Source organism: Sphingomonas sp. SUN039, from assembly GCF_024758725.1.
Lineage (GTDB): Bacteria > Pseudomonadota > Alphaproteobacteria > Sphingomonadales > Sphingomonadaceae > Sphingomonas_O.
The window spans coordinates 3,153,782-3,173,538 of record NZ_CP096972.1 but is presented as its reverse complement, the minus strand read 5'-3'; the positions used below and the strand labels follow the sequence as shown (position 1 = coordinate 3,173,538).

Annotated in this window: 18 protein-coding genes; 3 read left to right on the top strand and 15 right to left on the bottom strand. The window is 66.2% G+C overall.

What is annotated here, in order from left to right; all coding sequences use genetic code 11:
* Positions 1 to 15 precede the first annotated feature (15 nt).
* Both M0209_RS15640 and M0209_RS15635 read right to left on the bottom strand, forming a co-directional pair.
* Positions 16 to 297: an ETC complex I subunit gene (locus M0209_RS15640; protein ID WP_258889204.1), complete on the bottom strand. Its 282-nt coding sequence runs from the start codon at positions 295 to 297 to the stop codon at positions 16 to 18.
* A 7-nt stretch (positions 298 to 304) separates the two neighbouring features.
* Positions 305 to 1,324, bottom strand: coding sequence for a polyprenyl synthetase family protein (locus M0209_RS15635; protein WP_258889203.1), 1,020 nt, complete (start codon positions 1,322 to 1,324; stop codon positions 305 to 307).
* Between the two features lie 59 nt (positions 1,325 to 1,383).
* Here M0209_RS15635 and M0209_RS15630 point away from each other — a divergent pair, with 59 nt between their 5' ends.
* Positions 1,384 to 1,662: a chorismate mutase gene (locus M0209_RS15630; protein WP_258889202.1), complete on the top strand. Its 279-nt coding sequence runs from the start codon at positions 1,384 to 1,386 to the stop codon at positions 1,660 to 1,662.
* On the opposite strand, the gene M0209_RS15625 is transcribed toward M0209_RS15630, so the two are convergent.
* The 6 genes from M0209_RS15625 to M0209_RS15600 form a co-directional block, all read right to left on the bottom strand.
* Entirely contained in the window at positions 1,659 to 2,048 is a 390-nt protein-coding gene (locus M0209_RS15625) for a type II toxin-antitoxin system VapC family toxin (RefSeq protein WP_258889201.1), read from the bottom strand. The two genes, M0209_RS15630 and M0209_RS15625, sit on opposite strands and share 4 nt — an antisense overlap.
* Complete coding sequence (locus tag M0209_RS15620) at positions 2,045 to 2,329, bottom strand: AbrB/MazE/SpoVT family DNA-binding domain-containing protein (RefSeq protein ID WP_258889200.1); 285 nt, start codon at positions 2,327 to 2,329, stop codon at positions 2,045 to 2,047. Before M0209_RS15620 ends, M0209_RS15625 begins: the two co-directional genes overlap by 4 nt.
* A 37-nt stretch (positions 2,330 to 2,366) precedes the next feature.
* Positions 2,367 to 4,433, bottom strand: a complete 2,067-nt coding sequence (locus tag M0209_RS15615) for a M13 family metallopeptidase (protein ID WP_258889199.1) — start codon at positions 4,431 to 4,433, stop codon at positions 2,367 to 2,369.
* Between the two features lie 70 nt (positions 4,434 to 4,503).
* Positions 4,504 to 5,811: a sensor histidine kinase gene (locus tag M0209_RS15610; protein ID WP_258889671.1), complete on the bottom strand. Its 1,308-nt coding sequence runs from the start codon at positions 5,809 to 5,811 to the stop codon at positions 4,504 to 4,506.
* 205 nt (positions 5,812 to 6,016) lie between these two features.
* The gene (locus M0209_RS15605; RefSeq protein ID WP_258889198.1) at positions 6,017 to 6,694 is read right to left on the bottom strand and encodes a response regulator transcription factor; all 678 of its coding nucleotides are present in this window, start codon (positions 6,692 to 6,694) and stop codon (positions 6,017 to 6,019) included.
* Positions 6,695 to 6,761: 67 nt separating this feature from the next.
* Positions 6,762 to 7,085, bottom strand: a complete 324-nt coding sequence (locus tag M0209_RS15600; protein WP_258889197.1) for a hypothetical protein — start codon at positions 7,083 to 7,085, stop codon at positions 6,762 to 6,764.
* A gap of 79 nt (positions 7,086 to 7,164) precedes the next feature.
* On the opposite strand from M0209_RS15600, the gene M0209_RS15595 reads away from it, so the two are divergent.
* Together M0209_RS15595 and M0209_RS15590 are read left to right on the top strand one after the other, a co-directional pair.
* On the top strand, positions 7,165 to 8,946 hold the full coding sequence (locus M0209_RS15595) for an ABC-F family ATP-binding cassette domain-containing protein (RefSeq protein WP_258889196.1): 1,782 nt from the start codon (positions 7,165 to 7,167) through the stop codon (positions 8,944 to 8,946).
* A 54-nt stretch (positions 8,947 to 9,000) separates the two neighbouring features.
* Complete coding sequence (locus tag M0209_RS15590; RefSeq protein ID WP_258889195.1) at positions 9,001 to 9,600, top strand: DUF1287 domain-containing protein; 600 nt, start codon at positions 9,001 to 9,003, stop codon at positions 9,598 to 9,600.
* Here M0209_RS15590 and M0209_RS15585 read toward each other — a convergent pair.
* The 7 genes from M0209_RS15585 to M0209_RS15555 all read right to left on the bottom strand — a co-directional run bounded on the left by M0209_RS15585 (position 9,597) and on the right by M0209_RS15555 (position 19,701).
* Entirely contained in the window at positions 9,597 to 11,402 is a 1,806-nt protein-coding gene (locus tag M0209_RS15585) for a DUF885 family protein (RefSeq protein ID WP_258889194.1), read from the bottom strand. The two genes, M0209_RS15590 and M0209_RS15585, sit on opposite strands and share 4 nt — an antisense overlap.
* Before the next feature lie 33 nt (positions 11,403 to 11,435).
* Positions 11,436 to 12,299, bottom strand: a complete 864-nt coding sequence (locus tag M0209_RS15580; protein ID WP_258889193.1) for an ATP-binding protein — start codon at positions 12,297 to 12,299, stop codon at positions 11,436 to 11,438.
* A gap of 10 nt (positions 12,300 to 12,309) precedes the next feature.
* Positions 12,310 to 14,043 carry a tetratricopeptide repeat protein gene (locus M0209_RS15575; protein WP_258889192.1) on the bottom strand — a complete coding sequence of 578 codons (1,734 nt, stop codon included), beginning with the start codon at positions 14,041 to 14,043 and terminating at the stop codon, positions 12,310 to 12,312.
* 159 nt (positions 14,044 to 14,202) lie between these two features.
* Entirely contained in the window at positions 14,203 to 15,561 is a 1,359-nt protein-coding gene (prsR, locus tag M0209_RS15570; protein ID WP_258889191.1) for a PEP-CTERM-box response regulator transcription factor, read from the bottom strand.
* On the bottom strand, positions 15,558 to 16,247 hold the full coding sequence (locus tag M0209_RS15565; protein WP_258889190.1) for a hypothetical protein: 690 nt from the start codon (positions 16,245 to 16,247) through the stop codon (positions 15,558 to 15,560). The genes prsR and M0209_RS15565 overlap by 4 nt, the downstream gene beginning before the upstream one ends.
* A 14-nt stretch (positions 16,248 to 16,261) precedes the next feature.
* Complete coding sequence (gene prsK / locus M0209_RS15560; RefSeq protein WP_258889189.1) at positions 16,262 to 18,316, bottom strand: XrtA/PEP-CTERM system histidine kinase PrsK; 2,055 nt, start codon at positions 18,314 to 18,316, stop codon at positions 16,262 to 16,264.
* On the bottom strand, positions 18,313 to 19,701 hold the full coding sequence (locus M0209_RS15555) for a TIGR03013 family XrtA/PEP-CTERM system glycosyltransferase (protein WP_258889188.1): 1,389 nt from the start codon (positions 19,699 to 19,701) through the stop codon (positions 18,313 to 18,315). Before M0209_RS15555 ends, prsK begins: the two co-directional genes overlap by 4 nt.
* Positions 19,702 to 19,757: the final 56 nt, after the last annotated feature.

The following is a 19,757-nucleotide window of genomic DNA, read 5'->3' as shown; positions in this document are numbered from 1 at the left end:
GCAACAAAACTAAGCTTACCGAAAATTATCCGCGTAAGCTTGCAACTTCAGCACGCGCACCGGTGCGGGAATCACCCGTGCGTCCACACCCTCGCGCGCCGCGTAGGCTTGCGCCGCCGCCACATCGGGGAACACCAGCCGCAGCTGCTGCCGCGTGTCGCCGCTGCCTGCCCAGCCGGTCAGCGGATCTGGCTGCTTCGCCTCGGCAGGCGCATATTCAAGCACCCAGCGCGAGGTCCGCGCACGGCCCGACTGCATGGCGTTCTTGGGCTCCTGATAAATGCGCGCGTCTGTCATGGTTTTCCTAATACGCCCGCGAGATCGCGAACTCCACTGCCTCGACCAGCGCCGATTTGGCGGTCCCGCGCGTAAACGGTCCCAGTGCGTCGATGGCGCGCTGGCCGAAATGGCGCGCGCGTTCGATGGTGTCGTCGATGGCGTTGGCGTCGCGCAACAGGCGCGTTGCGTGCGCCAGATCTTCGTCGGACACGCGCCGCCCCTCGACCGCGTCCTTCCAGAATGCGCGGTCGGCATCGCTGCCGCGCGCATAGGCGAGGATCACCGGCAGGGTCATCTTGCCGTCGCGGAAATCGTCGCCGACGCCCTTGCCCATCGTTTCGGCATCCGATGCATAGTCGATGGCATCATCGACAAGCTGGAACGCGATGCCGAGATTGCGGCCATAGGCGTCGAGGGCTTCCTCGGTCGCCTGATCGCGCTCGGCCACCACAGCAGCAATACGGCAGGCGGCCGCAAACAGCGCCGCCGTTTTCGAGCTGATGATGTTGAGGTAGCGCTCCTCGCCGAGACCCACCTGGCGCTGCGCGGTCAACTGGTTGACTTCGCCCTCGGCAATTACCGCACTCGCATGGCTCAAAATCTTGAGCACTTTGAGCGACCCGTCCTCGACCATCAGTTCGAAGCTGCGGCTGAACAGGAAGTCGCCGACGAGGACGCTGGCCGGATTGCCCCAGATGATGTTGGCGGTGCGTTTGCCTCGCCGCAGGTCCGACCCGTCGACGACATCATCGTGGAGCAGGGTCGCGGTGTGGATGAATTCGACCGAGGCGGCGAGCTTGTGATGGCGCGTCCCCGGATAGTCCAGCAGCCGCGCGCACGCCAAGGTGAGCATCGGCCGCATCCGCTTACCGCCGCCCGCGATCAGATGGCCGGCAAGCATCGGGATCAGCGGAATTTCGGACTGCATCCGGTCGAGAATGACCTGGTTGACCTGCGCCATATCGGCGGCGACCAGCGCCATGATCGGGTCGAGCGAGGGGTCTCGCCCCGCGCTGTTGGCAATGCTCGTCACGGTCGCGGTCATCGGTGGTTCCTCTGGACGGCGCGCGCCGCTAAGGCAAGCCTGTCAGGGGAGATACGCAGATGACGACCGACCGGTTGCAGCATTACCGCCAGAGCATCGACAATATCGACGCCGCACTGGTCTATATGCTCGCCGAGCGGTTCAAGGTGACGCAGGCGGTGGGCACCTACAAGGCCGAGCATGGCCTGCCCCCCGCCGATCCCGGCCGCGAAGAGCGACAGGTGGCGCGGCTGCGCGCGCTGGCGGCAGAGGCGAACCTCGACCCCGATTTCACCGAGAAATTCCTGCGCTTCATCATCGACGAAGTGATCCGCCACCACGAGGCGGCGCAGGGTTAAGGGCGGAGCGTTTCGACGGGAATTTGCGACGCGTCCGAGAACCGCGCGACGCCCTGGTCGAACGTTGCAAAACAATCGCTGCCACCGGACAGCGCCAAGTGCAGCATGTCCGCAAAATCGGCACCTGCTGCATAGCGATCTACAGCCCACCGGACATTGTCGCGCTGTGCGATGACGACGTTCGGCATGGCCAGAATGTCGCTCAAATTGCTTGCGATCTGATCTCGTGCGAGCTTTGCAACGCTTCCCAGCACCCACGCCGTCTCGAGCAAAACCGTTGGTGTGAGATACGCCGGGCCAGACATCGCCGCGAGTGCGGTCGCCGCCTGTTCATCGTCATCAACGATCAACGCGCGCAAAACGACGTTCGTATCCAGCGATTTCATTTAAGACGATCAGCCCATTTTACCCGGATCGCGTCTTCAATTCCCTGCCGAATCCGTTCATCGGAGATTGGCGGCCCCCTGTAGGTGTTCCTTGCCCGGATTCGGGCAAGGATCGTCTCTGCCGACTCTTTGGCCGTTTCCACAGGTTTTGCGCGCAACGTCACGCTGTCGGCGTTGCGAACGACTTCCAGAACACGACCGTCCGACCAGGCCAGCGCATCGCGCACCTCCTTCGGAAGAACCAGCTGACCTTTCGTCGACAATCGCGCTTCATAACCCATGTGGTAAGCGTGTCTTACCACATGGGAAAAGTCAACCTCACCACACTTTGATGCGCGCCTCGGGCGGCAAATAGAATTTGCTGCCCGGCTTCACCCCGAACGCCTTGTACCAGGCGTCGTGGTTGCGGACGACATAGGGCCGCCACGCGCCCGGCGTATGCGGGTCGGTCAGGATTTGCTGGCGGATGGCAGCTTCGCGCGACTTGTTCTGCCAGACTTGGCCGAAACCGAGGAAGAAGCGCTGGTCGCCGGTATAGCCGTCGATCACCGGTGCGGGTTTGCCCTTCAGCGAAATCCGGTAGGCGTCATACGCGATGGCCAGCCCGGCAAGGTCGGCCATGTTCTCGCCAAGGGTCAGCTCGCCGTTGACCTTCAGCCCCGCGACCGGTTCGTACGCGCCGTACTGCGCGACAACCTTGTCGGTATAGGCCTTGAAGCGGGTGACATCCTCCTTGGTCCACCACTCCGCAAAATTGCCCTTCATGTCGAACTTGCGGCCCTGGTCGTCGAAATGATGGCTGATTTCATGGCCGATCACTGCACCGATGCCGCCATAGTTGACCGCCGGGTCGGCATTCGGGTCGAAGAACGGCGGCTGGAGGATCGCGGCGGGGAACACCACCTCGTTCATCAGCGGATTGGCGTACGCATTGACCGTCTGCGGGGTCATGAACCATTCGCTGCGGTCGACCGGCTTGCCGATCTTGTCGACCTGGCGCTGGTAGTTGAAATCGGCGACGCGCGCGGCATTGCCCAGCACATCGCCGGGAACCACGACCAGTTTCGAATAATCGCGCCATTTGTCGGGATAGCCGATCTTGGGCGTGAAGGCGGCAAGCTTGGCCCGCGCCTTGACCTTGGTTTCGGGCGCCATCCAGGTCAGGTTCGACAGGCGAATGTCCATCGCCGCGATCAGATTGCGGACCAGCTCGTCGGCCTTGGCCTTGGCAGCCGGCGGGAAATAGCGCGCGACATAAGCCTGCCCCACCGCTTCGCCCAAGCTGCCGTTGACCAGATCGACGCCGCGTTTCCAGCGGTCCTTCAACTGCGGCGTCCCCTGCAAGACGGTGCCGTTGAACGCAAAGCTCTCATCGACGAACGCCTTGGTCAGCATCGGCGCGGCGCTCTTGATCGCCTGGAACGAGAGGTATTCGCGGATCACCGGCATCGGCGTGGCGGCAAGGATCTTCGCCGTCCCCGCCATTGCCGAGGGCTGGGCAACGATCACGATCGGTTGAGCCGACAGCCCCGCCGCGTCCATCATCGCCGCCCAGTCGAAACCGGCAAATTTGGTCCCGAGCGCCGTTGCCGGAAACGGATTGAACGTCTTTTCGACAACGCGCAGTTCGGCGCGGGTCCAGTGCACCTCTGCAAGCGACTTTTCGAAGGCGAAGATGCGGCCGGCCGCGCCCTCGGGATCGGGCTGTCCGGCGAGCTTCATCAGCACGGCGATGTGCGCCAGATACTTCGCGCGGACTTCGACCGACTTGGCGTCGTCTTTCAGATAATAGTCACGGTCGGGCATGCCGAGGCCGCCCTGCCCGGCATAGACCGTATATTTGCTATTGTCTGTGCGGTCCTGCCCGACGCCCATGCCGATGGGGGTGGACACGCCGCGCCGGATCGATTTCGCGAAATAGCGCGCAAGGTCGGTCGGCGTCGAAAGCGCGGCGATCTCGTCGAGATAGGGTTTGAGCGGGGCGGCGCCCTTGGCCTCGATGGCGGCGGCGTCCATGAAGCTCGAATAGGTCACGCCGATCTTCTCGCCGATGCTGCCCGGCGCATTCTGCGCCCCGGCGGCGTCCTCGATGATGATGCGGGTGCGCTGGTCCGACAGGTCGCGCAGGATCGCGAACCCGCCCCAGCTGGCGCGGTCGGCGGGAATTTCGGTGCGGTCCTGCCACTTGCCGTTGACGTAGCGGTAGAAATCGTCGCCCGGCGCCACGGTCTTGTCCATCGCGGTCAGGTCGACGCCGAAATCGCCGAGCTTCGGCTTGGCGACGGGTTTGGCGCTAGCAGCCTTGGCGGTGGGCTTGGCCGCGAGCGGCGCGGCAACAACGGTTGAAAGCGCGAGCGCAGCGCCCGCGAGCAGGATCGATTTCATCGGTGGCGAATCCTCTTCAAAGAGTTCTGCCGGCTGTGTGGCGCGCCTAACACGGACGCGCAAGATAATTTCAAAGGACGGCAGGCAGTCTCAACCGCACCAGCAGCCCGCCCAAGTCCTCGCTCTCGTCGAGCGCGACCGAGCCGCCATAGATTTCCGCGACATCGCGGACGATGGCGAGGCCGAGGCCGGTGCCGGGCTTGCCGGTATCGAGCCGCGCGCCACGGTCGAACAGATGGTCGCGCGCCGCTTCGGGAATGCCCATCCCGTCGTCCTCGATCTGGAACTCGACGAAACCACCGGCCTTCACCACGGTCGCGAACACGCTGCCGCCACCGTATTTCGCGGCGTTTTCGATCAGATTGCCGAGCATTTCGTCCAGATCCTGCCGCTCGACATGGACGCTCGCGGTCTTGTCGCCGTCCATGTCGATGCGGACCTGCGAATAGAGCCGCCCCACCGCGCGCTCGACCGCCTGAAGCGAGGGCCACACTTCGGCGCGGCTATGGGCGTGGCCGCGCCGCCCGACCGCGCGGGCGCGCGCCAGATGATGGTCGACCTGCCGCCGCATCGTCGAGGCCTCGCGGATGACGGTGTCGGCCAGGTCCTCGCTGCGCGCGGTCGCCGCATTCATCACCACCGTTAGCGGGGTTTTCAGCGCATGGGCGAGATTGCCCGCGTGCCGCCGTGCTTCCTCGGCCTGTTTCTCGTTATGCTCGATCAGGCCGTTCAACTCGTCGACCAGCGGCGCGACCTCGTTGGGCAGGCGGTCCTGCGCGATGCGTTGCGAACGACCGGCCCGCATGTCGGCAATCGCGGTGCGGAGCTTGCGCAGCGGCCACAGGCCATAGAGCGTCTGCAAAGCCGACAGCACGATGAGCGCGAGGCCGAGCAGCGCAAAGCTGCGGACCAACGTCTTGCGGAGCGTCCCGATCTGTTCGTCGAGGCCGACGCGGCTTTGAGCGACCTGGAACCGCCACACCGTTTTCGACAGCGGCAAGGTGATGTCGCGCTCGACGATCCGCAGCTTTTCGCCCAGCTGTTCGCTGTCGTAAAAATGCGCGATGCGGTCGCGGTGCGGCGCCCCGACGGCGAGCGCATGATCCCAGAGCGAGCGCGAGCGGAATGGCTCCTGCTTCGCGCCGGTAATCTGCCAATAGAGGCCCGAATTGGGTTCGAGGAAACGCTGGTCGCCGAGCGGGCGGTTGAGCCGCACCTCGCCATAGGGATCGGTCTCCGCGCTCGCGATCATGGCGGTCTGGACGTAGTCGAGCTGGTCGTCGAAATTCTGGGTCACCGCGCTGACCAGCACCCGGTCGAGCGCAATGCCGCCGCCGACCAGCAGCAGCAGGACCCAGGCGGCGGCAATCCCGATCATCCGGCGCGAGAGCGAGCCCGAGCGTTTGGCACCGGACGCAACAGGGGACAGTCCCTGATCGTTCTGCGACACTCGCAGGGGACTGTCCCCGGTGTGTCTGCCCGTCACGAGTAGCTGTCTGGGGACAGTCCCCGGTCCCTGTTGCGCGTGGTGTTCGGGGGACTGTCCCCGGACGCCGATGCCCGCCGCGCCAGAGGCGTCGCTGTCAGCCACCCGAACCTGCCGCCGGATCGTCCAGCGAATAGCCGAGACCCCGGATCGTCGTGATGACATCGGCACCCAGTTTCTTGCGGATGCGCGTCACGAAGACCTCGATCGTGTTCGAATCGCGGTCGAAATCCTGGTCGTAGATATGCTCGATCAGCTCGGTGCGGCTGACGACCTTGCCTTTGTGGTGGAGCAGGTAGCTGAGCAGCTTGTACTCCTGTGCGGTCAGCTTGACCGGTTCGCCTGCCAGCGTGACGCGGCCCGACCGTGTATCGAGGCGGACGTCGCCGGCGGTCATTTCGGCCGATGCATTGCCCGCCGCGCGGCGGATGAGCGCGCGCAGCCGCGCGATCAGTTCTTCGGTCTGGAAGGGTTTGGCGAGGTAATCGTCGGCCCCCGAATCGAGACCCGCCACCTTGTCCGACCAGCTGTCGCGTGCGGTCAGCACCAGCACCGGAAAAGTCTTTCCTTCCTTGCGCCATTTGTCGAGCACGGTCAGCCCGTCCATGACCGGCAGGCCGAGATCGAGGATCACCGCATCGTAATTCTCGGTCTGCCCCAGATAATGCCCGTCCTCGCCATCGGTGGCGAGATCGACGGCATAGCCCGCGCCCTCGAGCGTGTTCTTGAGCTGGTTCCCTAGTGTGGGTTCGTCCTCGACGATCAACAGGCGCATATGAGTGTCCTTGATAACGGCAGCGGGTGTTTCCTGAACGGGGTTGGCCCCGAACTCAAGTACGTCCTCAATCCCCCGCCCGCGCCACGATATTACCCGAGCGCCCATCGACATCGACCCAGATCACCGCGCCGTTGCGGACGAACTTCAACCGGTAGCGGCCGGTCGGCTGATCGTATTCGGCGCCGATATAGTCGGCCCCGCGCGCTTTCATGCGCGGCACGATGCCGTTCTCGATCGCGCGCAGCGACATCAGTGCGCCGTCGCGGCGATCCTTGTACACATCGTCCTGATCGCCGCGATGCCATTGCGCCGCTGCGGGCTGGACCCCGGTTACGGTCAGGAGGGCGAGGGCAATGGCCGCTTTCCCAGAGGAACCTTTCATACTCATGCCGCATCGCATAGGAGGCCCGCATTGAACAGGCTGTGAATGCGCTGTTCGGTTTCGTTCATCTTTTCCGCCGGACCCCATGGCCGCTCCCATTCTCGCTTTCGAAGACCTTGGCCTCGTGCAGGGCAGCGGCTGGCTGTTCCGTCACCTCGACCTGTTCGTAGCTCCCCGCGACCGGCTGGCGCTGATCGGGCGCAACGGCGCGGGCAAGACGACCTTGTTCAAGCTGCTGGCCGGTGCGATCGAGGCCGACGAAGGGCGACGCACGATCGTGCCGGGGTCGCGCGTCATCATGCTCGAACAGGAACCGGTGCTGACCGGCTTTGCGACCTTGCGCGACTATGCGACCTCGGGCGCGGTGACAGCGCATGAAGTCGAAGCGCTTGCCGACCAGATCGGCGTCGATCTCGACCGCGAGGCCGCAACCGCTTCGGGCGGCGAACGTCGCCGTGCGGCGATTGCCCGCGCGCTGGCGATGGATCCGCAAGTGCTGTTGCTCGACGAACCCACCAACCATCTCGATCTGGCTGCCATCGAATGGCTCGAGGACTGGCTGTCGCGCTATTCGGGCGCGTTCATCGCGATCAGCCATGACCGCACGTTCCTGACACGGCTGACCAAATCGACGATCTGGCTCGACCGGGGCGGCATCCGGCGGAAAGACATCGGTTTCGGCGGGTTCGATGCCTGGACCGACGAAGTCTATGCGCAGGAAGCGCGCAACGCCGAGCGGCTCGACGCAAAGCTGAAGCTCGAGGAGCATTGGCTGCTGCGCGGTGTCACCGCCCGGCGCGCGCGCAACGAAGGGCGCAAGGCCAAGCTGATCGAGATGCGCGCGACGCGGGCGGCGATGATGGGGCCGCCGGGGACGTCGAAACTGTCGATTTCCACCGACGATGTTCGCACAAAATCGGTGATCCGGGCGGAGCAGGTGACCAAGTCGTTCGGCGCCGGAGAGACTAGGCGCACGATTATCAAGGATTTCACGCTTCGCATCCAGCGCGGCGACCGCATCGGCGTGGTCGGCAGCAACGGCGCAGGCAAGTCCACCTTGCTCAAGCTGCTGACTGGCGAGCTGGCCCCCGATTCGGGCAAGGTGACGCTCGCCAAGACGCTCGATGCCGTCGTCATCGATCAACAGCGCAGCCTGATGGCACCCGACAAGTCGGTGCGCGACATCCTGACGCAGGGGGGCGACTGGATCGAGGTGCAGGGCGTCAAGAAGCACCTGATCGGCTATCTGAAGGATTTCCTGTTCGACCCCGGCGTCGCCGATGCACCGGTCGGGAGCCTGTCGGGCGGCGAGCGGTCGCGGCTGTTGCTCGCGCGCGAATTCGCCCGCCCCTCGAACCTGCTGGTGCTCGACGAGCCGACCAACGACCTCGATCTGGAAACGCTCGACCTGTTGCAGGATGTGATCGCCGATTACGACGGCACCGTCCTGATCGTCAGCCACGACCGCGACTTCCTCGACCGGACGGTGACGGTGACGCTGGGGCTCGACGGATCGGGCAAGGTCGATATCGTCGCAGGCGGCTATGCCGATTGGGAGCGGCAGCGGCAGGTGCGAACGGTGGCGCGCAAGGTCGCTGTCAAACCGGCAGTGATCGAAGCGCCGAAAGCGCGCGTGAAGCTGACCTACAAGGACCAGCGCGATTACGACCAGCTGCCCAAGCGTGTCGAGGAACTCGAAGCGGCGATTGCGCGTGACGAGACGGCGCTGATGGACGGTAGCCTCTACACCGGCGACCCGAAGCGCTTTGCCGCGCTGACGGCGGCCGTCGCGGCGGCGCGGGCGGAAAAGGACGCGGCGGAGGAGCGCTGGCTCGAAGTGGCGGAAATGGTCGAGGGGCTGGGGTAAGCACCTGCGGGAACGGCAATCGCTTCCGGCCAACGCCCGTGTTACGTATCGCCCATGTTCGATCGCCGGACCTTCCTTGCCGGATGCGCTGCGCTTGCCGGATGCGGCGCGACCGGGGCGGCTCTCCCGGCATCGCCGCGCGGCCTCGCCCTTGTCGCCGCCGCGCGTCGCCAGATCGGGATCACGCTATCCTACGACCCGGCTTACACCCGGATCGCCTTTCCGGGCGGCGATGTCGCGCGCAGCAAGGGCGTGTGCACCGATGTCGTCATCCGCGCCTATCGCGACGCCTTTGCCATCGACCTGCAGGCGCGCGTTAACGCCGACATGCGTCGCGCCTTCGGTGCCTATCCGAAGAAATGGGGCCTGCGCGCGCCCGATGCCAATATCGACCACCGGCGCGTGCCCAACCTCGAAACCTTTCTGCGCCGCCAGCGCGCCGCGCGTCCGCTGGACAATCCGGCGGACTTCCTGCCCGGCGACATCGTCACCATGCGCGTAAACCGCAACCTGCCGCACATCGGCATCGTGTCCGACCGGCTATCGCTGCTCGGCCGCCCGCTGGTCATCCACAACATCGGCAGCGGTACACGCGAGGAAGACGCGATCTCCGCCTATCCCCCGACGTACCACTTCCGCTGGCTGCCCGCCTAACCGCGCATCGCCGTCCTCGTCCGCTCGGCAATCCGCTTTTCAAGGATCGTCAGCGGCATCGCCCCTTCCTTCAGCACTTCGTGGAACGCCTTCACGTCGAACTTGTCGCCCAGCGCTACCTTGGCCGCGTCGCGCGCCCGCATCCAGGCGATATGGCCGATCTTGTAGCTGCACGCCTGACCGATCTGGGTGCAGTAGCGTTCGACCTCGCGCTGGCAGCGGGGCCGGGCAAAGCCGGTGGTTGCGACCATGTAATCGGTCGCCTTTTCGCGGCTCCAGCGTTTGGTGTGCAGCCCCGTGTCGATGACGAGCCGCGCCGCGCGGAACAGGAACGACTGGAGATAGCCCGCCTTTTCGATCCCCTCGTAACTGCCGAGTTCGTCGGCGAGCTGTTCGGAATAGAGTGCCCAGCCCTCGCTATAGGCCGAAAAGCCGCCGATTTTGCGGATGGTCGGAATATCCTTCGATTCCTGCGCGAGGCTGATCTGGAGATGATGGCCCGGCACCCCTTCGTGGAAGGTCAGCGAGGGCAGCGAATATTTCGGCCAGTCGCCAGTGTCCTTCAGGTTGATGAAGTAGATCGCGGGCCGCGACCCGTCGAGCGCGGCGCTGCGGTAATAGCCGTTCGACGCGCCGTCCTGAATATCCTTGGGCACCGCACGGATTTCGAGCGGTTGGGTCGGCAGGGTCGCGAACGCCTGGGGCAGCCGCGCGTACATCGCCTTGACCCCGGCGTTCAGGCTTTCGATCAGCTCGGCGCGCGCCGGATCGGTGTTGGCGTAGAGCTGTTCGGGGCGGACGTTGAGCGCGGCCAGCCGCTCTCCCACCGTTCCGCGCGTCATGCCCGCCGCCTTCAGGATGACGTCGAGTTTCGCGGTCAGGTCGGCGACTTGCTCAAGGCCGATCTTGTGCACTTCCTCCGGCGTGAACTTCGTCGTCGTCGCCTGTTCGAGCGCGGCGGCATAGATTTCAGCCCCGCGTTTCAGCCGCCAGGCACCGTCGCCCGCTGCTGTCTTCGGGCGCAGCGCCTTCATCAGGGCGATCTGGCGGTCGAGCGCGGGATAGACGCGGTCGGCGACGATCTTCGTCGCGCGCGCCGCCCAGTCGCCGGGGATGTTCTTTGCTGCCGCACGGGTAGCAAGCGACGTCACCAACCCGCTCGCCGCCGCCTCGGGGGCGCGCAGCTTGGCCATCTGCCCCAGGGTCAAGTCGAGCGACCAGCCGGGTGCAAGATAGCCGCGCGCGGCTTCCGCCTTCTGCTCGGCGGTCTCCTCGTCGAGCACGCGCGCGAAGGCGTTCAGCCGCGACAAATACGCCTCACAATCTGCCGAAGTGTTGATCGTATGCGCAGTGTTGAGGAAATCGGGCGTGCTGAAATAGGCCCCGCCCTGCTGGAAGATGCGATAGGGCCGCTGGACCCCTTCGATATCGAAGCGCTGCGCCGCGACCGATTGTGCTTCGAGCTGGTAGATCACGACATCGCGGTTGACCGTCGCGGCAGGCGACAGGGCAGCGGGATCGACGCGGCGCAGCGCGGCAATTGCGCGCTGGTTGCGCGCGAGGTCGGCCCGGCGCTCGGCAGCAGTAGCGGACGAGAGCTGCGCCTTCAGCGCCGCATTCGCGCCCTTGTCGAGGCCCAGCGAGCTGGCCCGCTCGGGCGAATTCCGCACCGCTTCCTGAAAGATTTTCTCGAACAGCGCGTTGATTGCGGCATCGCTGCCGGTTTGCGCGGACGCCCCGGCGGGCAGGAGCGAAAAAGCGGCGGCAGCGCCTGAGGCGGCGACGAACTGGCGGCGGTCCATAGGGGCAAGTCCTTTAACTATAGGCGGTTAGCCTCAGCCTAGACCTCGCCCTGCCCGCCCGGCAAGCTCGACGACATAATGCCATGCAACGCGGCCCGACCGGCTGCCGCGCTGCGTCGCGAACTGCACCGCATCCGCAGGGTCGAAGGGCAAGCCATAGGCGCTCGCATAGCCGCCGACCATCGCGAGATAAGTCGGCTGGTCGGCGACATGGAAGCCCAGCGACAGCCCGAACCGGTCGGCGAGCGCCAGCGCGTCATCGGCGGCATCGCGCGGATTGATTGCCCACGGCTCGCTTCGCGAGCCGGCTCCGTGGCCGTGCCCCGCCCCCGGCGGGTCACGAGTCCACACTACGCCCTGTTCCGCCATGTCGCGCTTGACGATATGGCGGCGGTTCGAGGTGACATAGAGGCGCACATTGTCGGGTCGCGCCGACGCGCCGCCATCGAGCACCGACCGCAGCACGCGCGCCGCCTGCACATCGTCGAAGCCGAGGTCGTCGATAAACACCACGACACGCCGGTCGGAGGCAGCCGCGAGCACGTCGAACAGCACGGGCAAGGTCGCCAGATCGGTCGCGGCAAGCTCGACCAGGGTCAGCCCTGCCGTCGCCCCGACCGCGCTTTTTGCCAGCGCCGATTTCCCCGACCCGCGCGCGCCCCACAACAGCGCGTCATGTGCGGCATGTCCGGCGGCGTGGCGACGGCAGTTCTCGACCAGCACCGACTTTGCCTCGTCGATGCCGGTCAGCAGGTCGAGCGGCAGCGGCCGGAACGCGGCGGGCGTCAGCGTCGACCCGTCCCAGCGACACGCACGGGCATCGGGCAGCGGGGCCACACGGCCAAGCGGTGCGATCCGGTCGAGCGCAGCAGCAATGCGGCGGAGAGTGTCATCCATCGACGCGTGACTAACGCGCCGCGCGCGCCTTCGCCAGCCGCGCGCGATAGGCGGGGATTTCAGGCGCAATCGCGACCGCCTTCTCAAGCAACGCCACGCCGCTCGCCCGGTCGCCCGCCGCATTTGCGAACCAGCCATAGTTCGCCGCGACCGGCGCGCTGTTCGGGGCAAGCGCATAGGCGGTCCGCGCGAGCGCCACCGCTTCCCCGCCGCGCTTCTGGTTCAGCCGCACCCAGGCGAGGTTGTTGAGCAAAGTCGCATCGCGGTCACCGATTTGCGCGCGCAGCCCGCCGAGCAATGCCTCCGCCCGGTCCCAATCCTTGCCCGCAAGCGCCGCGTCCGACGCGAGCAGCCGCGCCGCGACGCTCTGCGGATATTGCGTCACGAACACATCGACGACCGCCAGCGCCGCCGCACTGTCGCCCGAACGGCGCAACGCATCGATCAGGCGCAATGCTGCTTCCTCCGAAAACTGCAAATTCGACGCGCGGCGATAGGCATCGGCCGCCTCGCGCCACCGCCCGCCTGCGCCGAGCGCATCGCCGGTTAGCATGATCGCCCCGGGCGACCCCGGATGGGCGCGTTCGATCCCCTGCGCGATGCCCAATGCCTCGCCCGCGCGCCCCGCCGCCACGAGCTGGCGCATCGCCGCAATCGGCCCGCGTCCATTGGCGAAAAACGGCGTCGGCGCGGGGCGCAATGGCTGCGCGGCGCGGTCGAGATAGCCGCCCGCCGCCGCCCGGTCGCCCAGATGTTCGCACGCGCGGCCCATGACGGTCAGCGTATAGGTATCGGCATCGGGTCGATCGGCAATCGGGCGCAGCGTGTCGATGGCGCCGCGGTCGTCGCCGCTCGACCACAAGGTCCGCCCCAGCAACCGGCGCGCAACGATATTGTCCGGCTGCATGTCGACCGCAGCGCGCAGATGGATCAGCGCCTGTTCCTCATTGCCCTGCGCGAGTTCGACGGAGCCTGCGAGCACCCGGTACCCGGCGGAATCGTTCAAACGCGGGCCGATGCGGTAAATCAGGCTGCGCGCCAGCCCCCAGTCGCCCGCCCGTGCCGCCATGACGGCTTGCAGATAAAAGGCGCGCGGATGGTTGGGCATGATCGCCTGCACGTCGCGGGTCTGCGCCAGCATTTCGCGATACCGGCCAAGCTCCCCCAGCGTTGCCGCGCGTTCGAGCATCGCCACGACATTGCGCGACTGGAGCGCCAGCACCCGGTCGTACCACGACAGCGCGGCGGCATAGCCATAGCGGTCGCGCAACAGATTGCCCGACATGATCAGCGCGTCGACATTGTTGTTGTTGATCGACAATGCCCGTTCGGACCCCTCAATCGCCCCCGCGACATCGCCGGTCATCAGCCGCGCGCGCGCCATGTCGGACCACATCAGCGTCTCTTCCGGCGCAAGCTGGAGCGCGAGCGTCATTTCGCGCAACGCCGTCGCCCCGTCGAGCGCAACGGCGGCCCGCATCCGCGCAGCATAGGCGCGGAAGGGCGGCGCGACCTTCGCATCGTCGGCCATTTCACGGACGCGCTGGACATTGCCCTGCATCAAATAGGCGTTCGCCAGCAGATGCCGGACCTCGGCCAGCGGCACCCCGCCGCGCACTGCCGCCTCCAGCCGCGTCTGCGCGGTCAGCGCATCGCCCCGCTGGAGCGCGTCACGCCCCTGCGCGACGAGCGCGGCGGCGGCGGGGGGGACGTCGGCGCGGGAGGGCGTGGCAGGATTTGCCATTGTCACGAGGAGGGCGAGAAGGACCCCTCCTCTTCGAGCGCCAGCGAGAAGCCCCGCCGAGCGCCAGCGAGGTGTCGCGCCGGAAGCGCACAATTCTCGCTTCGCTCGAAGGGGCTTCTCGCTAACGCTCGAAGAAGAGGGGGCTGAATAGCTCACGCGCTAAACCGCAATGTCATAATTCTTCAGCAGATCGTACAAGGTCGGCCGGCTGATCCCCAGCAGTTTCGCCGCCCCGGATATATTCCCCTCGGTCCGCGCAATCGCCCGCGCAATTGCGTGCCGGTCCGCCGCTTCGCGCACCGATTTCAGATTGATCGGGTCGTCCGCATTCTCCGCCTCGGCAAGATCGAGGTCCGCCGCCGTCACCAGCTTGCCGTCGGCCATGATGACCGCGCGTTTCACCCGGTTTTCGAGTTCGCGCACGTTGCCCGGCCAGCTGTGCGCGTCGAGCGCTGTGAGCGCATCGGGTGTCAGCCCGGTCACGTCCGAGCGCAGCGACGCCGCGAAACGCTGGACGAAAGCACGGCCCAACAGGCTGGCGTCGCCCGGCCGTTCGGCGAGCGAGGGGATGTGCACGACGATTTCGGCGATCCGGTAGTAGAGGTCCTCACGGAACGCGCCGCTCGCGACCATACCATCGACGTCGCGGTGGGTGGCGGTGACGACGCGGGTGTCGACCGGAATGCCCTTGCGCCCGCCGACGCGCTCGATGGTGCGTTCCTGCAAAAACCGCAGCAGCTTGACCTGCAACGCCAGCGGCACATCGCCGATCTCGTCGAGGAACAGCGTACCGCCATGCGCCTGTTCGATCTTGCCCTCGGTCGTCTTCACTGCGCCGGTGAACGCGCCCTTTTCATGGCCGAACAGCTCGCTTTCGAGCAGATTTTCGGGGATCGCCGCACAGTTGATCGCGACGAACGCGCCGTCGCGGCGGCCGCTGGTTTCGTGCAGGCCCCGCGCCAGCAATTCCTTGCCGGTGCCACTCGCGCCGAGCAGCATCACCGATACATCGGCGCTGGCGACGCGCTCGACCGTCCGCACGGTTTTCAACATTTCGGGCGACGCGGTGATGATCCCGCCCAGCAAAGTCGTCCCGCCCGACACGCTCGCCAGCCGGATGTTCTCCGCCTCCAGCGCATGGACGTGGAACGCGCGCGCGACGATCAGGCCGAGCTCGTCGATCTCGACCGGCTTGGCGTAGAAATCATAGGCCCCCGACCCGATGGCGCGCAGTGCGCTCTCGCGCGCGCCGTGGCCCGACGCCACGATCACCTTGGTATCGGGCTTCAGCCGCAGGATATCGCCCAGCGTCGCAAACCCCTCCTCGACGCCGTCGGGATCGGGCGGCAGGCCCAGATCGAGCGTCACCACATCGGGTTCGTGCAGCCGCACCATGTCGATGGCGGTCGCGCGATCGCCCGCGACGATGACTTCATAATCGTCATAGGCCCAGCGCAACTGCCGCTGCAGCCCCTCGTCATCCTCGACGATCAGGAGTTTGCGGGGAGTGTCGCTCATCCACCTAACTCCGTCGAAAACAGCCGTTTGAATTCCCCGACAGGTATTCCCTTTGGCTTGAACTGCGATCCGCGCAGTGTTTCGTAAACCGACGGCAGCCACCTCAAACGCTTGTCGATCCCCGTCGTCACCGGATCGTCGGTGACCGCGACCGTGATCCGCCGCAGCGTCACCCCCGCCCCGAAGCTCTTGTCGAGCGCCGCCGGAACGACCCGCTCCACTGACTTCGGGTTGAGGATGTCGCCAAAAGTGACAAGCGTCGGCCAGAAATCAGGATCACAGTAGTCGCGGGTCCATGCGGCATTCGTCGCGGCAGCGGGAGATTTGGGGTAGAGTAATACCGTCCCGTCCGCCTGCGCGGCGATGTTCTTGCCCGCAGGGAAACTGAGCCCCGTCATCATCGCAATGGCGCCACCGTAATCCGGGCCGACCCTATCGTTGCGCAGCAAGGCGAACAGTGTGCGACCTCCCGGCAGATCGACCGCCACCGCTTCGCCTCTGACATTGGCATAGCCGGTTTGACCGTCAGCACCCGAGTGCTTGCCAAACTTAACTTCGCGAACTGCCGATCCGACACGCAAACCTGCCGGGGTTTCGACCTCGACCGTCATCCGGTAGCGCAATGACTTCGGCGGCGCATCGCACGCGGCCAGCATCAACGCCGAGCCGCCGACCAGCAGCCCCATCACCCCCCGCCGCGTCATGCCGCCACCCTCGTCGGCACCGGTTCCGCCCCCGGCAGCCAGATCGTCATCCGTGTCCCTTCGCCCGGCGATGTCACGATGCCGATGCGGCCGCCCATGGCGCTGACCAGCGCGCGCGCCTCGTAGGCGCCGACGCCGAAACCGCCTGCCTTGGTCGAGGTGAACGGCCGGAACAGCGACCCACGCACAAAATCGGCGGTCATGCCGGGGCCCTTGTCGGCAACCTCGATCCCCGCCTCCGCCCCGCGCCGCACGAGCGTCACCGTGACCGGCTCGTTGGACGGGCTGGCGTCGATGGCATTGGCGACGAGGTGCGACAGCGCTTGCTCCAGCCGTGCGGGCTCTGCCAGCGCGAGCGCGCCGCGCCCGCCCGCGACGACGACCGGATGACGCGCGCGGAACCCCTGCCCCACGGTCCCCGCCACGAGTGCGAGATCGACGACGCGTGGCTCCTCGGTCTTCCCCGTATTGTGCTGCGACAGGCGCGCGAGCAGGTCGTTCATCCGCGCGGTCGACGATTGCAGCGTCGCGATCATGTCCGCGCGGAACTCGGGCTTGTCGGCATGGCGCTCGGCATTGCGCGTAACGAGCGTCAGCTGACTCACCAGATTCTTGATGTCGTGCATGATGAAGGCGAAGCGCCGGTTGAACTCGTCGAAGCGCGCGGCGTCCGACAGCGCCTCCTGCGCGTTCGCCTCGGCCAGATAGCTCGCGACCTGTCGCCCGGCGAGGCGCAGCAGGTCGAAATCCTCCCAGTCGAGCGCGCGCGCGACCAAGGGCCGTTCGAGCAGCACCGCGCCCGCCAGCCGGTCGAAATGGACGAGCGGCACGATCGCCCAGGCGCTGGTGTCGGACAAAATCCATTCGGGGATGACGGCGGCTTCATCGGCATCGCCACGCTCGCCGCGCAGCGGGTCGAGTTCGATAATGCGTCCCGTTGCCAATCGCAGCGCGAGGTCTGCGCCGCCCGCCTCGAGCGGCGGCGTCAATGCGCCCCAGCCCCAGCGCGCCCCGGTGGTGAAGCCGTCGCTCGCCGGGAACAGCAACAGCCCGCCCGGCGACTGGACGATATCGGCGACCGCTTTCACCACGCGCAGCTCGAGCGCCGCCGCGCCCGCGCCGGGAATGCCGAGCGTGTCAGTAAAGCGCAGCCATTCGGCGCGGTAATCGTACCGGTGCGCGAACAAATGCTTGGTCAGCATCACATGCGCCCAGGCCCGCGTTTCGGGCGAGAGCATGACGATACCGACGACCAGCGCCGCCGCCAGCAGCACCAGCGGCGGGATCGCGCGCGACCAGCTGCCGCCCAGCGACTGCAGCGCATAGGCCGACAAGATCACCGCGCTGAGATAGCCGAGCGCCGTCACCAGACCGATCGAGCGGAACGCCACCGTGCGCGACAGCCGGATCGTCCAGCCGGTATTGCGCGCCGCCGCCAGCGCCATCAGCGGGGCCAGCCCCGCCGCAACCACGCCACGCGCGACCGCGAACTCGCCGACCCACGACCCTTGTGTCCAGCAGAGCGCGTAGAAAGTCAGATCGATCCCCCACAGCACACCGAGCGCGGCCAGCGGCAGGCCGACACCCGCCCGCGCGCCTGCTGCCGTTGCCGTGTAGAGGTTGTGCACCGCGACCAGCACCCCGACCGCGAACACCATCCTGAGCGCAAACGCCGACACCAATGGCCATGTCGTCGGCAGGTCGCGCGTCGGATCGACCGCTGCGAGCAGATCGATCACTGCGGTCGCGCCCGCCGCAAAGAACAGCACCGAATACAGCGCGCGCAAGCTGCGATATTCGGTCCCGCCGCGCCGCAACAGGGCGTAAAGGAAGGTCAGCCAGGCGAAATTGCGGACGCTTTCGGCGAACTGGCTCGCGGGCGCATCGACGCCCGCCGATGCCGTTACCGCCGCCCACACCCCCGTCAGCGCGCACGCAACGATGACGGCGCGCGCCGCGCGGTCGCGCCAGTGCTTGGCCTGCCAGACCGCGACGCCCATGAACAACACCGCGGCGAGCGCATGGCTCCAGGCGAGCGCCAGCGCGGTCATCGCGCCCCATCCGGAAACAGCACGACGCGGATCGTCTGGAGGATGATCACGACGTCGAGAAACGGCGTGTAGTTCTTCGCGTAGTACAGGTCGTATTCGAGCTTGTGCCGCGCATCGTCGAGGCTCGCGCCATAGGGATAGTTGATCTGCGCCCAGCCGGTGATGCCCGGTTTCACGACATGGCGTTCGGCGTAGAACGGGATTTTCTTGCCGAGTTCGGCGACGAATTCGGGCCGTTCGGGGCGCGGGCCGACGAAGCTCATCTCGCCCTTCAGCACCGTCCAGACCTGCGGCAGCTCGTCGATGCGGACCTTGCGGATAAAGCGCCCGACGCGGGTGATGCGCGGATCGTCCTTTTCCGCCCACACGGCCTTGCCGCCCGCTTCGGCATCCTGACGCATCGAGCGCAGCTTCAGGATATCGAACGGCGCGCCGTAGAGGCCCGCGCGGGTCTGGCGGTAGAAAGCAGGCCCCTTGGATTCGAGCTTCACCAGCACGGCTGCGAAAAGGACGAACGGCAGGGTCAGCGTCAGCAGGAGCGCGGCGACCACGATGTCGAACAGCCGCTTGGCCAATGACGACAGCCGCCGCCCGCTCGAAAAGCCGTCGGAAAAGATCAGCCAGCTCGGGTTGATGCTGCGAAGATCGACGCGACCGGTCTCGCGTTCGAGGAACGTCGAAATCTCGTTGACGTGCATCCCCAGCGTGCGGATGTGCAACAAGTCGGCGACAGGCATGGCCTTGCGCCGTTCCTCCAGCGCCAGCACGACTTCGTTCGCGCCCAAGGTGGCGGCATAGCTGGCGAGGCTGTCGATCGCGGCGCGCGGCACCGCAGTCGCAACGACGGGTTCGCAATCGCCCATGTCGATATGGCCGACGACCGAAAAACTCGTCGCGCGTTCTGCCCCCAGCCGCCCGAGCCGTGCAGCGCGCTGTCCCGCGCCCAGCACCAGCACGCGCCGCTTGAACGCCTCGGTCCCGAACATCCGCCCGAGCACCATCCGCACCGAGACCAGCAAGACGAAGGCGAAGAACATCGCGTACAGCGAATTCGACCGCCACAAGGTGTAGCCCGGCAGCGCGAAATAGACGACCGACAGGAAAATCACGCCGAGGCAGATCGCGACGACGAGCCGCGCAGCAGCGAACCGCAGCGAGTGGAACGCGTCCGACCCGTACACCCCGACCGCAATCATCGCGAGCTGGAGCGTCACCGCAAAGTTGACCAGCGGCCAGTAGCGCACGGCGATCGGATCGACGCCCATACCGATCTGCCGCGCGCGCACGACCCATGCCGCCTCGGCCGCGCCGAACAGCAGCGCGAAATCGATCAGCGCGAGGAACAGCACCGCATAGGGCACATAATGTTTGAACAGCCTGAACACGCTCGTCCGTCGCTCGCCAATCCTGTCAAAGCGTCAAATTTTCCGACACCTGTGCT

Excerpts from the sequence above, each read along its gene's own strand:
- M0209_RS15640 (WP_258889204.1), bottom strand. The coding sequence starts at position 297 with ATGACAGACGCGCGCATTTATCAGGAGCCCAAGAACGCCATGCAGTCG.
- M0209_RS15635 (WP_258889203.1), bottom strand. The coding sequence starts at position 1,324 with ATGACCGCGACCGTGACGAGCATTGCCAACAGCGCGGGGCGAGACCCC.
- M0209_RS15630 (WP_258889202.1), top strand. The coding sequence starts at position 1,384 with ATGACGACCGACCGGTTGCAGCATTACCGCCAGAGCATCGACAATATC.
- M0209_RS15625 (WP_258889201.1), bottom strand. The coding sequence starts at position 2,048 with ATGAAATCGCTGGATACGAACGTCGTTTTGCGCGCGTTGATCGTTGAT.
- M0209_RS15620 (WP_258889200.1), bottom strand. The coding sequence starts at position 2,329 with ATGGGTTATGAAGCGCGATTGTCGACGAAAGGTCAGCTGGTTCTTCCG.
- M0209_RS15615 (WP_258889199.1), bottom strand. The coding sequence starts at position 4,433 with ATGAAATCGATCCTGCTCGCGGGCGCTGCGCTCGCGCTTTCAACCGTT.
- M0209_RS15610 (WP_258889671.1), bottom strand. The coding sequence starts at position 5,811 with ATGATCGGGATTGCCGCCGCCTGGGTCCTGCTGCTGCTGGTCGGCGGC.
- M0209_RS15605 (WP_258889198.1), bottom strand. The coding sequence starts at position 6,694 with ATGCGCCTGTTGATCGTCGAGGACGAACCCACACTAGGGAACCAGCTC.
- M0209_RS15600 (WP_258889197.1), bottom strand. The coding sequence starts at position 7,085 with ATGAGTATGAAAGGTTCCTCTGGGAAAGCGGCCATTGCCCTCGCCCTC.
- M0209_RS15595 (WP_258889196.1), top strand. The coding sequence starts at position 7,165 with ATGGCCGCTCCCATTCTCGCTTTCGAAGACCTTGGCCTCGTGCAGGGC.
- M0209_RS15590 (WP_258889195.1), top strand. The coding sequence starts at position 9,001 with ATGTTCGATCGCCGGACCTTCCTTGCCGGATGCGCTGCGCTTGCCGGA.
- M0209_RS15585 (WP_258889194.1), bottom strand. The coding sequence starts at position 11,402 with ATGGACCGCCGCCAGTTCGTCGCCGCCTCAGGCGCTGCCGCCGCTTTT.
- M0209_RS15580 (WP_258889193.1), bottom strand. The coding sequence starts at position 12,299 with ATGGATGACACTCTCCGCCGCATTGCTGCTGCGCTCGACCGGATCGCA.
- M0209_RS15575 (WP_258889192.1), bottom strand. The coding sequence starts at position 14,043 with ATGGCAAATCCTGCCACGCCCTCCCGCGCCGACGTCCCCCCCGCCGCC.
- prsR (WP_258889191.1), bottom strand. The coding sequence starts at position 15,561 with ATGAGCGACACTCCCCGCAAACTCCTGATCGTCGAGGATGACGAGGGG.
- M0209_RS15565 (WP_258889190.1), bottom strand. The coding sequence starts at position 16,247 with ATGGGGCTGCTGGTCGGCGGCTCGGCGTTGATGCTGGCCGCGTGCGAT.
- prsK (WP_258889189.1), bottom strand. The coding sequence starts at position 18,316 with ATGACCGCGCTGGCGCTCGCCTGGAGCCATGCGCTCGCCGCGGTGTTG.